General features: G+C 40.8%; 11 protein-coding genes. 5 read left to right on the forward strand and 6 right to left on the reverse strand.

All coding sequences use genetic code 11. The features are described from left to right. Positions 1-466 precede the first annotated feature (466 nt). The 3 genes from JN11_RS13950 to JN11_RS13960 all read left to right on the forward strand — a co-directional run bounded on the left by JN11_RS13950 (position 467) and on the right by JN11_RS13960 (position 6,947). Positions 467-3,598, forward strand: coding sequence for a SusC/RagA family TonB-linked outer membrane protein (locus JN11_RS13950; RefSeq protein ID WP_144913491.1), 3,132 nt, complete (start codon positions 467-469; stop codon positions 3,596-3,598). Between the two features lie 25 nt (positions 3,599-3,623). Further along, a complete protein-coding gene (locus JN11_RS13955; RefSeq protein WP_144913493.1) occupies positions 3,624-5,264 on the forward strand; it encodes a SusD/RagB family nutrient-binding outer membrane lipoprotein in 1,641 nt (546 codons plus the stop codon). A 270-nt stretch (positions 5,265-5,534) separates the two neighbouring features. Further along, on the forward strand, positions 5,535-6,947 hold the full coding sequence (locus tag JN11_RS13960) for an MORN repeat-containing protein (protein WP_144913495.1): 1,413 nt from the start codon (positions 5,535-5,537) through the stop codon (positions 6,945-6,947). Positions 6,948-7,088: 141 nt separating this feature from the next. Here JN11_RS13960 and JN11_RS13965 read toward each other — a convergent pair whose 3' ends face one another. The 6 genes from JN11_RS13965 to JN11_RS13990 are packed head-to-tail and all read right to left on the reverse strand — an operon-like array spanning position 7,089 to position 12,363. Continuing rightward, positions 7,089-7,847, reverse strand: a complete 759-nt coding sequence (locus tag JN11_RS13965; protein ID WP_144913497.1) for a 6-phosphogluconolactonase — start codon at positions 7,845-7,847, stop codon at positions 7,089-7,091. A gap of 15 nt (positions 7,848-7,862) precedes the next feature. Next, a complete protein-coding gene (locus JN11_RS13970; protein WP_144913499.1) occupies positions 7,863-8,135 on the reverse strand; it encodes an HPr family phosphocarrier protein in 273 nt (90 codons plus the stop codon). Continuing rightward, the gene (ptsP, locus tag JN11_RS13975) at positions 8,135-9,835 is read right to left on the reverse strand and encodes a phosphoenolpyruvate--protein phosphotransferase (RefSeq protein WP_144913501.1); all 1,701 of its coding nucleotides are present in this window, start codon (positions 9,833-9,835) and stop codon (positions 8,135-8,137) included. Before ptsP ends, JN11_RS13970 begins: the two co-directional genes overlap by 1 nt. Positions 9,836-9,847: 12 nt before the next feature. Continuing rightward, positions 9,848-11,434 (reverse strand): PTS system mannose/fructose/sorbose family transporter subunit IID, encoded by a 1,587-nt coding sequence (locus JN11_RS13980; protein WP_144913502.1) that lies wholly within the window; start codon positions 11,432-11,434, stop codon positions 9,848-9,850. A 28-nt stretch (positions 11,435-11,462) separates the two neighbouring features. After that, entirely contained in the window at positions 11,463-11,933 is a 471-nt protein-coding gene (locus tag JN11_RS13985) for a PTS sugar transporter subunit IIB (RefSeq protein ID WP_144913504.1), read from the reverse strand. After that, entirely contained in the window at positions 11,926-12,363 is a 438-nt protein-coding gene (locus JN11_RS13990) for a PTS sugar transporter subunit IIA (protein WP_144913506.1), read from the reverse strand. Before JN11_RS13990 ends, JN11_RS13985 begins: the two co-directional genes overlap by 8 nt. A gap of 421 nt (positions 12,364-12,784) precedes the next feature. Between JN11_RS13990 and JN11_RS13995 the strand changes: the two genes are divergently transcribed. Both JN11_RS13995 and JN11_RS14000 read left to right on the forward strand, forming a co-directional pair. Then, positions 12,785-14,620: a glycoside hydrolase family 9 protein gene (locus JN11_RS13995; protein WP_144913507.1), complete on the forward strand. Its 1,836-nt coding sequence runs from the start codon at positions 12,785-12,787 to the stop codon at positions 14,618-14,620. A gap of 18 nt (positions 14,621-14,638) precedes the next feature. Continuing rightward, positions 14,639-15,784: a redoxin domain-containing protein gene (locus JN11_RS14000; RefSeq protein WP_144913509.1), complete on the forward strand. Its 1,146-nt coding sequence runs from the start codon at positions 14,639-14,641 to the stop codon at positions 15,782-15,784. Positions 15,785-15,831: the final 47 nt, after the last annotated feature.

A 15,831-nucleotide genomic window follows, 5' to 3' on the forward strand; every position in this document is an offset into this window, starting at 1 on the left:
GCCATACTTGTTGGTGACAACACTAAGAAGGGTCTGAAACAAATAGCCTGCAAGTATTTACTTGCGGGCTATTTGTTTTGGTAATTAGCCCTTTCGTCTGCTCCATCCCCGCCTTTGTTGGTATTGTAGCCAACAAACCATAAAATCCTGAATTTCTGCTTCATTTTTCCTGCTGTTAGGACTTCTTCTTATTCATGTTTTTCATTGCGTAGAGGTATTGTAGGGTCTCGATAATCGTCTCACAATGTGTGTAGTATTAGATTTGTGGCAACGGTTAATCTGCAACAGATCGTTCTGATTTACCTTAAAAAGGCAAAATATAATTAGCCTGCCGAGATCATCTAACCAGTCAAATCAAAAAAAACAAACAGATAACAACTAATAAAACAAGCAAGTATGAGTAAAACAACGAAAATTAATTACCCCCATTTTTTAAGCTAACTCTTAATCACTAACTAAACAAAAAATGAAAAAAATCTTACTAATAATTTTATTGTTTCCCAGTATTTCAGCAATGGCCGGCTCACGCCATTACGGAAATATGGAAACCGGCAAAGACAAGCCAGGCAGCTCGTCTTTTGTCATTAATTTTAATGATAACCTTGCCCTCATAAAAGGTATTGTTAAAGACGCAACCGGGCAACCACTTGTGGGTGTAACGGTAGGTTTAAAAGGCACCACACAAGGCACACAAACGGATGTAAATGGCGAGTTTTCTATTTCAGCCAACCCTGGTGACGTATTGGTGTTTACTTATATCGGCTATTTAAAAAAGGAAGTAACCGTTGTTACCACAGGTAAATTGGTTGTTGAAATGGCCAGCGATGCCAAAAACCTGAACGAAGTGGTGGTAACCGCATTAGGTGTAAAACGGTCAGAAAAATCATTAACCTATGCTACCCAACAGATTTCGGGTTCCGAATTAACTAATGTAAGAACGGATAACCTGGTAAATTCACTTAGCGGTAAAATTGCCGGTGTTACTATTGATCCAAGTGCATCAGGTATTGGTGGTTCATCAAAAGTAATATTGCGTGGTAACCGTTCCCTTGATGGTAATAACCAGCCTTTATATGTTATTGACGGTGTGCCTATTTCAAACAACGGTAATCCAACCGGTCAGCCTAATGATGCTTATGGCGGTAACCCCGAAGGTGGCGATGGCATTGGTAACCTTAATCCTGATGATATTGAAAGCATGACCGTACTGAAAGGTGGCCCAGCTGCGGCACTGTATGGTAGCGGTGCAGCCAATGGTGTTATTTTAATAACAACTAAAAAAGGAAAAGCAGGCAAGATGACGATCAACTTTTCATCTGCTGCATCAATGGATAAGGCGGCTTATTTTCCGCAGTTTCAAAACAGCTATGGGCAAACCTCTCCCGGTGCAACTACCAGTTTTGGTGCGCCTATTTCCGGAGCTCCTGATAACCTGAAACAGTTTTTTCAAACCGGAAATAACTTCACCAATTCGCTGAGCCTTTCAGGTGGATCTGAAATAGCACAAACCTATATCTCTTATACCAATACTGAAGCACGCGGAATAGAACCTGGCAATAAATTAACCCGGAATAACTTTAACCTGCATGAAACGGCTAAGTTTTTAAATGATAAGCTAACCGTTGATGGAAACGTAAGCTACATTACCCAAACACTTGACAATAGCCCGGCGCTGGGATACTATTCAAATCCTTTAACCGGTTTATACTTATTTCCACGGGGACAAAATATCGCTCCATATAAAAACTACGAAGGTCCTGATGGCAGCAATGGTGCACCTACACAAAACTGGCCTTTCCAGGAAGATATACAACAAAACCCATGGTGGATAGTTAACCGTAACCCTAACGAAGCTTCCCGTAACCGTATATTAATGAACGGAAGCGTTAAATATGATATTAATAACTGGCTGAATGTACAAGCCCGTGGAAGCTTGGATAGAAGCGTTGATGCCGGCGACCAGAAATATTATGCCGGTACACTTGCTCCACTTGCAGCACCAAATGGTAACGGCAGTTGGAACGGCTTTAATCAAACCATGCAACAAAAATATGCCGACGTGATTGTAAGCGTTAACGTTCCTAATCCCAATAAATCACCTTTTAAAGTTGATGGATTAGTAGGTGCAAGCATTACAGACAATACTACAAATAACCTTACTTTCGGTCCATATCCACAATCACCTTACCTGTTTGGTTTATTTGTTCCTAACCTGTTTACTATACAAAACATAGAAGTTGCCCCGGCTGGTGCTAACAATCCTTACGGAAGTAACGTGAGCGGCGGTATCATCAGCGAATATCAAACCCAATCGATATTTGGCAGTGGTAACGTATCATTTAAAAACTGGGCCTACCTTACTTTAACAGAAAGGGTTGATTGGTCATCAACGCTGGCATTTACTTCGGCTTTTCACTACAGCTACCCTTCAGCCGGTTTATCATTCATCTTAAACCAGATGTTTACTTTACCACAGGAAATTACCTATGCCAAAATCAGGGGTAGTTACGCGTCAGTGGGTAATTCTCCGGGCCAGTATTTAACTAATCCAGTAAACTACCCTAGTGGAAACAGTGTAACCTTTAATTCGGCTGCACCATATCCAACCCTAAAACCGGAGAGAACTAAAACTCAGGAGTATGGTACCGATTTGCGTTTCTTTCAGGATAAGCTAAGCTTCAGCTTTACTTATTATAAGACGAATACGATTGACCAAACAATACAGGTTACTCCACCTGCGGCTTCCGGTTATGGTTCCGGCTATGTTAATGCTGGTAATATTGAGAATAAGGGTGTTGAAATTACAGTGGGCTATAACATGATCCAGAATAAGAATTTTTCATGGAATTCAACAGTTAACTTTTCCAGAAATATAAATAAAGTAATAGACATCGACTCAAAAGACGGTATCGATAGTGTTCAGTTAACTAATTCGAGTAGCTACCGTTCATATGTTCGTAATGGCGGATCTTTTGGTGATATCTACGGACAAACATTGGTGAAAAATGCACAGGGCCAGGTTGAACTTACCGCCGCCGGTATACCATTGGCGAGTGCCAACTTTGTGAAAATTGCCAACCCGGAACCAAAGTTTCAGTTGGGATGGAATAACAGCTTTACTTATAACCACTTCTCTTTTAACTTTTTGGTTGATGGCAAGTTTGGCGGCCAGGTGGTATCAGTTATGCAATCATTACTGGATGACTATGGCGTTTCAAAAGCTTATGGCGATGCACGTACTGCCGGTGGCGTAAAAGTAAACGGTGTTGGCCCCGGCGGAGAATCTATAACTACCGTTGATGCGCAGACCTGGTATACTTCAGTAGGTGGTCGTAATGCGATTTTAGGCCAATATGTTTACAGCGCTACCACGATAAGGTTGCGCGAAGCAGATTTGGGTTATACGCTGCCACTAAAAAACAGTGCATTTAAGAGCTTCAGACTATCGGTAACAGGTAGAAATCTTATCTATTTCTATAAGAAGGCTCCGTTTGACCCTGAGCTTACCTCTTCAACGGGCAATGGTCTGGGTGGCGTTGATATATTTAATCAGCCCGCGTTACGCAGTTATGGCTTAAAACTCGATGTTACTTTATAAGTATCCCACTTTAACTTTTTCAACAATGAAAACAAGATATCAATTAACCAAATATTCCGGGATAAACTATTGTATTGCCATACTCGGCGCATTAGTTTTATTGGGCTTAACCAATTGCACCAAAAACTTTGATAAGTACAATACCGATCCATCCGGAATTGCTAATAAGAATTTACAGATTCCAACCTTATTTATACCACTTGAGCAGGAGATATTATATTCTGCCGACGATGGTTATCAAACGGCACAGAATTTAAATGCCGATATTTATGCAGGTTACGCCACCCCTACGCAAACTTTCGGTACCACATTAAATAACATGAATTATGTTTTTGTTGATAACTGGAATTCCGAGGCATTTAACAGTATTTACACAAACCTGATTGGTCCCATAAAAAATAAACTGGCCGCAACAGGTGTTAAAACTTCGCTGCCTGATTTTTGGGCAATTGCGTTAATAGTGGAAGTAGAAGCCATTGACCGGGTAACGGATAAATTTGGTCCGGTTCCGTATAGCAAGGTAGGAACATCATTAATCAGCATCCCTTATGATAGTCAGCAAAGTATTTACACGCAAATGTTTGCGCAATTGGATACAGCTACTTCAACGCTTCAAAGCTATATTGCTGCACATCCGGGTGCTACACCATTTGCAAACTCAGATGTGGTTTATGGCGGCGATTATACCAAGTGGCTTAAGTTTGCCAATTCATTGCGTTTAAGGTTAGCTATGCATATTGTGAAAGTGGACCCTGCCACCGCGCAAACTCAGGGTGAGAAAGCTTTGAGTGCTGCCGGAGGTTTACTGTCTGATCCAACTGATTTGGCTGCGATTGCAGTTGCCGGGCAGAACGATTACTGGCAAATTACCGCCAGTTATACTGATAATTCTGTGAATGCTACTATAACATCATACATGAATGGCTATAACGACCCGAGGCTGCCTGTTTACTTTTTACCTGTAAATACTGACCCTACACAACCAGGTCCACTTCCTGCACAATATGCAGGGCAATACATTGGTATCCGTTTGGGAGGAATTGTTCCGGCCAAGCCTTTTTATTCGGGCTTCTCGGTATATAACTATAATACAACCTTTACCGTTACAACCAAAGAAACGGTAATGACAGCTGCCGAGGTATGGTTCCTTAAAGCGGAAGCTGCTTTAAGAGGCTGGAACGGTGCAGGCAATGCCCAAACCGACTATGAAACCGGCATACAAAACTCTATGACCCAATATGGCGTAGGCAGCGCAGCATCAGCGTATATTGCCGATGGTACCAGTAAGCCTGCGGATTACGTTGATCCACTGAATGCAGATAATAACATTGCTGCATCTTCAGCCATTACCATTAAATGGGATCCAACGGCGGCTAATGAAACCAATCTGGAGCGTATCATCACCCAAAAATGGCTGGCTATGTTCCCCGAAGGGCAAGAAGCATGGACAGAGTTTCGCCGTACCGGATATCCTAAAGTATTTCCGGTAGTAATTAATAATAGTGGCGGTACTATCGATACCAAAATACAGGTGCGCCGTATTTCTTATCCTTTAAGCGAATACTCCAGCAATGGGGTAGCCGCAAAAGCGGGAGTAAACCTGTTAGGTGGCCCTGATAATGGCGGTACACGCTTATGGTGGGATGTAAACAAGCCTAATTTTTAATACATAATTGCAAACAACAAAGCCGTTTCTTTAATTGGAACGGCTTTGTTGTTTATGTAAGATTCCCCTAAAAAGATGTGAGTTGAAAACTCATTAACTTTACACATCTTTTTTGACCTATTTATCCCAACCCCCAAGACCCACCTTTCAGCATTGAAATTAAAAGCATTATTTAGCAAATGTGCTTTTGTTAAATAAAGTTAAACTATTCTTACAGGTCCGTTAATATCAGATATTTACTTCTTCCTTAACTATCCTATAAAATACTACATGAAGTTTATTCTTACTCCAATAATCTGTTTATTAACTTATACTGCTTTTGCTCAAAAAACTATAGGGAAATACGTAAAAGCGGAAAGTTCAGGATGCCGGATATGGGATTATAATTATTTGCCCAAAGATTCTGTTCTTTGGAAAGGAGATTGTGCGGAGGGATATGGTAATGGAAATGGGACAGTTATTTGGCGCAGAGACGGTAAAGAGGTTGGCAAATATATTGGCTATTTAAAAAGAGGCAAATTGAATGGTCAGGGTAAGTATTTGTTACCTAATAATTACGCTCTTGAAGGTTTATTTAATGATGGAATTCTTCAGGGAGAGGGTGAAATAAATGATGATGGCGACATTCTGAGTGGTTCCTTTGTAAATAATGTTTTACAGGGTAAGGGTAAGATTACTTTTGAATCAGGACTGTCACTTGAAGGGCATTTTTTAGATGGTCAATTTGTGAATTTAGATGAACCTTATTTAAGTTCTTTAAAAAGAAGCAGCCCAGCTCCTTTTGACAATGAAAATATCTATTCAAATAATGTAACACCAGATAGTTTATACTATTATTCCTTGCCACCTAAAGGGCCTATAAAGGGTACTTTGGTTTTGCTACCCAGCAGTGGCGAGTCAGCAGAAAGTGTAATTTGCTGTAATAAGGAGTTAATACAATTGGCATCAGAAAGTCACATCTTAACATTAATATTATCTATCAACAAAGGTGACATTGATGGTGATAACACAACTTTAAACTTCTTAAACAAAGCATTTAAAGAAATTACAGCTATTTACCATGTACCAAAAGATAAATTTATTTTAAGTGGATTATCAGGTGGTGGAATGCTTGCATTGAGATATACTGAAATATCAAGAGAAGATAGCACTAAAACTTTTTTGGTTCCTGTTGCTGTAATTGGCATTGATCCGCCAGTTGACATTGCTGGTCTTTATAATACGTCTAAACGATTCATATCAATGAACGATGGAAGAGCCAACCTTAGTGCGGGAAGATTGAATGGGCTCAGAGAATCAAAATCGATTGTAAATAGTTGTAATAAAGTTTATGGCGGTTCACCCGACCAATATCCTGAACAATACATTAAACGTTCAATGTATTCAAGATCACAAAAAGATGGTGGAAATGCAAAATATCTTGTAAAAGTTCCTATCAGGCTTTATTGTGACCCTGATATCTTGTGGCAACTAAAAGAACGAAACCGAGACTATTATGATATGAATGCAGCAGATTTATCAGCCATGATTAATTTTTTAAATTTAAATGGTAACGACAATGCTGAATTAATACCAGCCCTTGGCAAGGGCTATAGGTTAGATGGAACAAGACATCCACATTCTTGGTCGATAGTTTCCCCTTCTGACTGTATAGACTGGATTCAAAAGGTGATAGTGCCTTGATGTCTAAAGTTTTAGCAGCTTAAGTTTCAATGCTGTTTATTCTATTGCCTTTTCCATCCTTTTATTGCATAAACAACAAAAGCCGTTCCTTTAATTGAAACGGCTTTGTTGTTTGCGATAAGGCTTAGGTTAAAGCCTTTATTACCAGTTGTAATTTCTCTTTTTAGCATATTCGGCAATTTTTGCACCGGCGGCAACATCAACCAAAATTTCACAATTGGGGTGAAGCTGAACAACTGATGCCGGGATATCAATACTGACAGGGCCAAGTATGGCTTGTTCAATAATATCAGCTTTGTGGGCGCCTTTTGCAATTAATATCAGTTTGCGGGTATGCATAATATTTTTAATACCCCGGGTTAATCCGCCCAGTTCTGTTTCTGGCGGTACCTGTGTTTCACGGCGCACACGGGCCTCAAAATCGGGATCCATGGGCGATACCCAGGTTTCGCTTTCAAATGGAGTGCCCGGCTGGTTAATGCCAATGTGTCCGTTACTGCCGATACCCAGCATTTGTAGGTCTGCACCGCCACGTTCGGCAAGGCGTTTTTCAAATAATACAGATTCAGCCTCAAAATCATCCGACAGGGTAGGAGGCATAATGAAATTTTCTTCGGGGATACCGAGCGGACCGGCTATCTGGTTCAAGATCATAGTGTAGCAGCTGCCTGCATATTCTCTTGAAAGATTGGTCAGCTCATCCACATTAAACAGGGTAATGTCCGAAACATCAAAAGGATACTTGGCATGTATTTCGGATACAATGGCATGCATATCAATAGTGGTTTGCCCGGTAGAAAGACCGATAACGGAATTTCTTTTTTCCAGCATCTGGGCAATAATGCGCCATGCTGCGGTGATATTAAATTCCTGCTCGTTTTTGGTGATCGTTATTTTCATAATAAATAGGTCTTATCAATTTTTTATCATTTTGCCCAGTTCTGTAAAAAAGGTATCAATGGCTTCAGCCGCAACAACCTCATCTTCTCCGTCTATCAAAACAGCAATGGTTTCGCCGCCTTTAATTCCCATGGAGAGGATATTGAGCATACTGTTTAGCCGGATTGTTTTATCATCTTTTTTAAGGTCGAAAGTTGATTTGTAGTTTTTGGTAAGCTTAATAAGAGATGCCGCCGGGCGGGCATGAATGCCCTGCGAATCCATTATGATGTATTCTTTTGATATCATTAAATAGTGTGCTGTAAGTAATTTAAAATGTCTGCCGAGTTATCCATAGCCAATACGGCGTTGTATATCTCTTTTGCTTTGGATAGATTGTTATTAATGATGATTTGTTTTATCGCAGGTATGGACGAAGCGCTCATGGAGAAATCTTTTAACCCCATGCCCATCAGCAATAAAGTTGCCAACGGATCAGACGCTAGTTCTCCGCACATACCCACGTGGATGTTGTTTTTATTGGCCTGAGAGATCACGTTATCAATTAAGCGCAATACCCCGGGATTGAAGGGATCATACAGGTGGCTTATTTTTTCGTTCATCCTGTCAACTGCAAGGGTATACTGGCAGAGATCATTGGTGCCGATGCTGAAAAAATCAACCTCCGTGGCCAGCAAATCGGCCGTTATTGCTGCTGATGGGATCTCGATCATAATACCAATCTCAATGGCATCATTAAATGCTTGTCCGGCTTGTGCTAGTTCTTCTTTGGCCTGTTGCAGAATTGTTTTTGCCTGTCGTACTTCCTGAATGCTGGCTATCATGGGAAACATGATCTTTAAATCGCCAAAAATGGAAGCCCTTAAAATGGCTTTTAGTTGGGTAATGAAAAGATCGGTCCTGTCCAGGCAAATTCTTATTGCGCGGTAACCTAAAAAAGGGTTTTCTTCAACAGGCAGATTAAAGTAAGCTAATTGTTTATCGCCGCCAATGTCAATGGTTCGTACAATAACGGGCTTGCCTTTTGCTTTTAGCGCTGTTTTTTTATAAAAATCAAATTGCTCATTTTCGGTAGGGAAGCTATTACGGTTCATGAAAAGCAGCTCTGTTCGCATCAGGCCCACACCCTGGCCGCCATAATCAAAAACATCATCCAGATCATCAGCATTAGAAATATTTCCCGATAGGATTATGGCTGTTCCATCAGTAGTTATGGGCTCAACATCTTTCAGTTGTTTCAATAGCGAAATATTTTCAGCAAAATCTGACCTTTTTTGAGTGTAATCTAAAATAGTTTGCTGATCAGGATTTACCAATACCATGCCGGTGCTGCCATCTAAAATAATAAAATCACCATCTTTTATTATCGCCAGTTCATTGCCGCAACCCACTACAGCGGGCAACCCTTTTGATTTAGCAATGATTGCTGCGTGCGAAGTTTTGCTGCCAACTTGTGTTGCAATGCCTATAACATGTTTCAGATCCATGGTTATGGTATCTGATGGGGATATGTCTTCAGCTATAACAATGGTATCCGGCCCGTATGGTGTAATATGATCTGATGGGGCATTATTTAAGTGTTTTAAAATGCGGTTACCTATGTCTTTAATATCAGCAGCCCTGGCGCGCATGAATTCATCGTACATGCTTTCAAACGTTTGTACCGTTTGGGCTATGGATGCAATTAAAGCATCATTTACATTTTTTTTGTGGATGCTTATTTGTTCAACAACATCATCCCTCAATTGTGGGTCGGATAAGAATTCAACCTGGGTTTCTAAAATCTCAATGCCATCAGCGTTGGTATGTTGTTTGATGAGGTCATTTACCTCACTCACGGCACTGATTACAGCATCATCAAAATGTTTAATATGGGCTAAAATAGCTGCTTCATCATTCAATAAAATTCCGGTAAGTGTAGCGCTATTGGTTTTTAGGATGCGGGCAATTCCTAATGATATACCGGGTGAAACACCAATTCCATTCATTTTATTAGTCTATTAAGCAAATAAATGTATCATGCTGCCAACAAAACCCAATACCAGCAGGCCAAGCAATAACCAGGTGGTTTTAACACTCTTTTTTACAAAATAATAAACCAGAAAAGTTAATCCCAGTGGTATTACAGAGGGTACAATCTGATCCAGAATACCCTGCAATGTAGCAGCCGAATGGGATGATCCTAAGGTTATGGGTGTGGTAATGGCTATTAAGGTAGCGGGCATGGCTCCAACCACCATCAACCCTAATATGGCTGCGCCGCTGGTCAGTCTATCCATAAGGTTGCTTTTTGCCAGGTTTTGTAAAAAGGTGGTTCCGGCATTGTAGCCAATAAAGGTCAAATTATACCGGAGCAATAAATGCGGGATATTAAATATCAGCAGAAAAATTACCGGACCCATTACATTACCTTTTATAGCAAGTGAAACGCCTACACCGGCAGCAATTACCTTAAATGTACCCCAAAACAAAGAATCGAATACCCCGGCCAGCGGCCCCATCAGGCCCAGTTTTACCGAGTTGATAGATTCTTCATCAAAATCTGCATCCTGGCAATTTTGTTCTTCCATAGCTGCCGTTATGCCCAGTATAAGGGTTGAACCGTATGGGCTGGTATTAAATAACTGCAAATGCCTTTTTAAAGGCTTTACCATGGTTTCCTTGGTTGGATATAATCTTCTTAAAGCCGGGATCATAGAAAAAACCACCCCCGTATTTTGCCATGTTTCAAAATTGAAGTTGGCTTCCAATGCCAACGAACGGAAAAAAATACTACGGATATCACCCTTAGTTAATTTTTGAAGTGTAAGGTTTTCTACAGGGGTATCTTCTGTAGCAAAATCATCATCATCATTTTCATTTTTGGGTGATGATTTGCTTTGGGTAACAATTAATGCAATAATAACCCCTAAACCACCGATGGCTATAATGGGCAATTTTAAATAGGCCGCCAGTATAAAACCGAGAAAGAAATAGGGGGCAACCTTTTTGTTCAACATCAGGTTCATTAATAATGCAAAACCAAGTGCCGGCAGCATATTTCCTGCAACCTGCAAGCCAGTTTGTACCCACTGAGGTATCATGTCCAGAAATGATTTCATCGCATTGGCACCCAGTTGCAAGGCCAGCAATACAATAAACCCCATCAGCAAGGGCCGTACTAATCCCGATATGATATGCAGACGCTGTATTTTTCGGTAATCACCCTGTTCGGCGTATTGGTTAAACTTTTTATTCAGCATTGCCCTTAATACAAAAAGTGAGCTGATGATCAGTTCAGCCAAAATGGATACCGGCACCGCTATGGCCAACGCTATGGCGGGTCCTTTACCCGAAATAATAGCAAAGGCAGTACCCAACACGCCACCGGTAATTACATCCGGGGGGATGGCCGCACCAACCTTAATATTGCCCATAAATATCAGCTCCAGCGTAGCTCCAATAATTACGCCCTGGCTTAAATCACCCAGCACCAAACCAACCAGGGGGCCAAGTACAAGGGGACGGCTTAATAAAGTGGTACCCAGAAAATCTTCCGAATGACCAAACATTGCTATCAGTGCAATGAGTATAAAGGATACTGACAATATATTATGGTTGTGTTTGTTTATACATTTAAATCAGGTTGTTTACCAGTTGCTTGCTATCGGTAGGCACCTGCCTTACTTCAAGTTCCACATCTTTACTGATCAGTTCTTTAATAATCACTAAGTCTTCCTCAGTAAGGGCTACGGCTTTTGAAATCAGTTTTGAACCTTCTTTTGATCTTAGCCCTCCAAAGTTGATTGATTTTATTTCGGGCACATCAGCAGCCATAACAGAGGCATCCTGCACACTGTTGATGATTAGTAATACTTTCATGTTTTTGCTCCGCTCATCGAGCAAAAAAGTAACCGCATCCTTCAGTGTTTTAATTAACAGTTTTGTGCCTGCCGGTTTTGCCAAACCAAGGGTCATCTTCAAAAAATCATCCTTTGCCACCTTATCATTTGCTATCAGCAGGCAATCGGCTCCCAGGGCCGGTGTCCAGGTAAAAGCAACTTGTCCATGTAATAAGCGGTCATCTATCCGGGTTAACTTAATCATTAAAATCGTTGTTGCTGGGTGTACTTAATAGCTTGTTCACATAAACCATTTGTTCTTTTGCATTGCTAATGGCCGTTTCAATCAATTCATCAACCGGGGTATTTGTATCGCCAAGTATAATTTCTATCAGCAACGGCAAATTGAATCCTGATACAATATGGACGTTAGGTCGCAAAGCGTGTTGCACTAATTGGTTGGTAACGCTACCACCCATTATATCAGAAAAAACAATCAGCTCATCCTGTTCGCCTACCTGCTCCATAATGATCTTTATTTCGTATTCAATGGATGTATTTTCGTTGTTGTAAGCTTGTAAAATAAATAGCTGTGCTGTTTCCCCAATAATCAGCTCTAACGACGATTTTACTCCGGCCGAAAAAGTGCCATGTGTAGCAATCAAAAATTTGCGTGTGCCGTTATATTGTTCCATTAGGTATTATATAGTTTCAGGTTTATAAAATTAACCCTTAGTTCAGGTTATATTACTGTAACAAGGTATGAATTTTATGTTTTACAATTATCCCGCAAAGTTTGTTGATAAACGATTTTTAGTCCCCTACATTTCCACTACTATGCCCGGTAAAGGGCTTCTTAAATAAAATTCATCTATAAAATTAAATTGTACAGGCAAATTATCCAGGGCAAAAACGGGAAGGGTAAAACCGTTTAAATATTTAGCTTTTCAGAGCATAGCAATATTGCTTTTCAATTTGGTAATTTTAAACTGGTAGTGCTAATGTAGGGGTTTAAAAATGTATTCCATTACGACAACATTTTAGCTTTGTGAAAGCACTGTTCAATTTATTAAAACAGTATCAATAATTATAAATCATTAACCATTATAGTAATTTATGGGTTTACTACATGCAAAAAAATGGCTGCTGTGTGTCCTGATCAGCTCGCCGCTTTTTATTTGCGCGCAATCGGTAAAAATGCTCACCAATCACATTGGGTATGAAGATAACGGCACCAAACATGCAGTTGTTGAAGCGGAAAGTAAGTTGGCGTTTTCTTCCTTTAACCTGATTGATGCAGGTACAGGCAAAGCGGTTTATACGGGTAAGCCTGTATTCAGCGGCCCTGTTGATCAATGGAAAAACTGGCAATTCTGGACTATAGATTTTAGTGATTTTACTACGGATGGCACTTATACCTTACAGGTTACTTTGCCGGAGGGTAAAGTTTCTTCCTATCCATTTATTATTGGTAAAAATGTGCTGGAACAAGCCACCTTATCAAACGTTACCTATTACTTTAAAGGACAAAGAAGCTCGGGCCTGCTGAATAAGGCCGATCATCATTTATTGCTGGCTGGTAAAACTACCGATACCATTGATGCCCATGGCGGCTGGTACGACGCTACCGGCGATTATGGCAAACACTTGTCGCATCTTTCGTTTTCAAATTATTTTAATCCGCAGCAGATATCATTAACCTGCTGGAGCCTTCTTAAAACCTACGCCTTGTTATCGGCAAAACCTGGCACTGATTTTTTGCAGATAGACCGGAGGGTTTTGGATGAAGCCATGTATGGTGCAGATTATTTAGTAAGGATACAGGCTAAAGATGGTTCCTTTTATCGCTCGGTGTCAGCTCCGGGTCCCGGCAAATTACCACAGGATAGGGTGATTCAAGCTGATGAAGGCAGTTACCGTATTAAGCAAACAAAAGATGCCGTTTTTAACAAAAATGCAGCAAGCAAAAACTGGCGCAGCTATCAATCCAGCTATCGTTCGGGAGGTGGTATTGCTATTGCAGCTTTGGCCATGGCATCAACCTATACAGTATCAGGCGATTTTAGCAATGCTGATTATTTAAAAGCTGCTGAAAATGCCTTTGCCTTTTTAGAGAAAAATAACCCACAGATGGATTACGATGGGAAAGAAAATATTGTAGACGATTACTGTGCACTGAGTGCGGCTACAGAACTATACAAAGCCACCCATAAAGATATTTATAAGGATGTCGCCGAAAAACGTGCCGCAAATCTGGTTGCCCGTTTAATTACCAGTGGTAAATACAAAAACTATTGGCGCGCGGATAATAATGACCGCCCGTTTTTTCACCCCGCTGATGCCGGTTTGCCGCTGGTTAGTTTAATGAGTTACTATCCTTATGCGAGCGTTGAAATGCAAGCCCTTATCAAAGAAACGGTAAAAAAATCAATGGAGTTTGAGTTGTTTATTACTCACGAGGTTAATAATCCGTTTGGTTATAGTCGTCAATTGGTGCAGGATACTTTGGGTAACAGGCACAGTTCATTCTTTTTTCCGCACGGAAGCGATGCATCACCTTGGTGGCAGGGAGAAAATGCCAGGCTGGGTTCTATGGCTGCCGCAGCACGGATAGCCGCCAGTTTATTTAAAGAAGATAGTGCTTTTCATGATCAATTGGAAAGCTTCGGATTGGATCAGCTTAACTGGATACTGGGCCTAAATCCGTTTGATGCCTGCATGTTACAGGGGAGTGGTCATAACAACCCGTCATATGGCTTTTTCGGAACTTTTCAATATACCAATGCTCCCGGCGGAATTGTAAATGGGATAACTTCCGGGCTGGATAATGAAAATGATATCGACTTTAACATACCCTACACTACCACCCACAAAGATTATGACTGGCGCTGGGCCGAACAATGGCTGCCGCACGCTGCCTGGTATTTGCTGGCTGTTTCATTGAAAAACTAAATTAAAGAGACTGAAATTATGAAAAAGTATATTGCCCAGCTTTTAGCTGTAATATTGATAACTGCAACATCAAATTTGGTATTTGCACAGGATGCCGCCCATCAATTTGATCATAAAACTCTTGATATTGGTGTTGTCGCACCTGATTTTAGCTTGCCGGGTATTGATGGTAAAACCTATACCCTCAACTCTTTTAAAAATGCAAAGGTGCTGGCCATTGTGTTTATCTGTAACCACTGCCCTACATCACAAGCCTACGAAAAACGGATAATTAACCTTACTAATGATTATGCAGCCAAAGGAGTTACTGTTGTGGCTATCAACCCCAACAATCCTGCAGCTTTACGTGCCGATGAATTAGGCTACAGTGATTTGGGTGATTCTTTTGATGAGATGAAAATCCGCGCGAAGGATGCAGGTTATAATTTCCCTTACCTGTATGATGGCGATACAGAAACTGCTTCTAACCAATATGGCCCGGTATCAACCCCGCATATTTTTATTTTTGATAAAGACAGAAAGCTGCGCTACCAGGGCCGGATTGATGATATGGAGAACCCTGCCAAAACCCCGCATTCGCTGGATGCCCGTAATGCCATTGATGCCCTGCTTAGCGGTAAAGAAGTTGCTGTTCCGGTTACCAAAGTTTTTGGATGTTCTATTAAATGGAAAGAAAAAGCAGCATCGGTAGAAAAAGCACAGATAGAATGGGCCAAAGAACCGGTAAAGCTGGATACCATCAACGTAAAAGAAATTGCCGAAGTGGTAAAAAACCATACAGACAAGTTAAGGCTGATTAATGTTTGGGCTACCTGGTGCGGCCCATGTGTAGCAGAGTTTTCGGACCTGGTAACCATGAATCACCTTTACCGCGACAGGGGATTGGAGTTTGTAAGCATCAGCGCGGATGACCCGGCAAATAAAGATAAAGCGCTTAAGTTTTTAATCAGGAAACAAGCTTCGGGAGTTAATTACATCTACTCTGGTGATGATAAATATAAACTGATTGAAGCCGTTGATCCTAAATGGGATGGGGCACTGCCTTATACGCTTTTAGTGGAGCCCGATGGTAAAGTGGTTTACGCCCACCAGGGCGCCATTGATGCCGACGAGCTTAAGAAAATTATATTTAATGACCCGATGATGGGCCGGATTTATAAATAGCAAATTATTACAGGGATTTTCTATTTTTGAAGATAGACAAAATTTAT

This window comes from Mucilaginibacter frigoritolerans, from assembly GCF_007830615.1.
In the GTDB taxonomy this organism is placed as follows: Bacteria; Bacteroidota; Bacteroidia; order Sphingobacteriales; family Sphingobacteriaceae; genus Mucilaginibacter; species Mucilaginibacter frigoritolerans.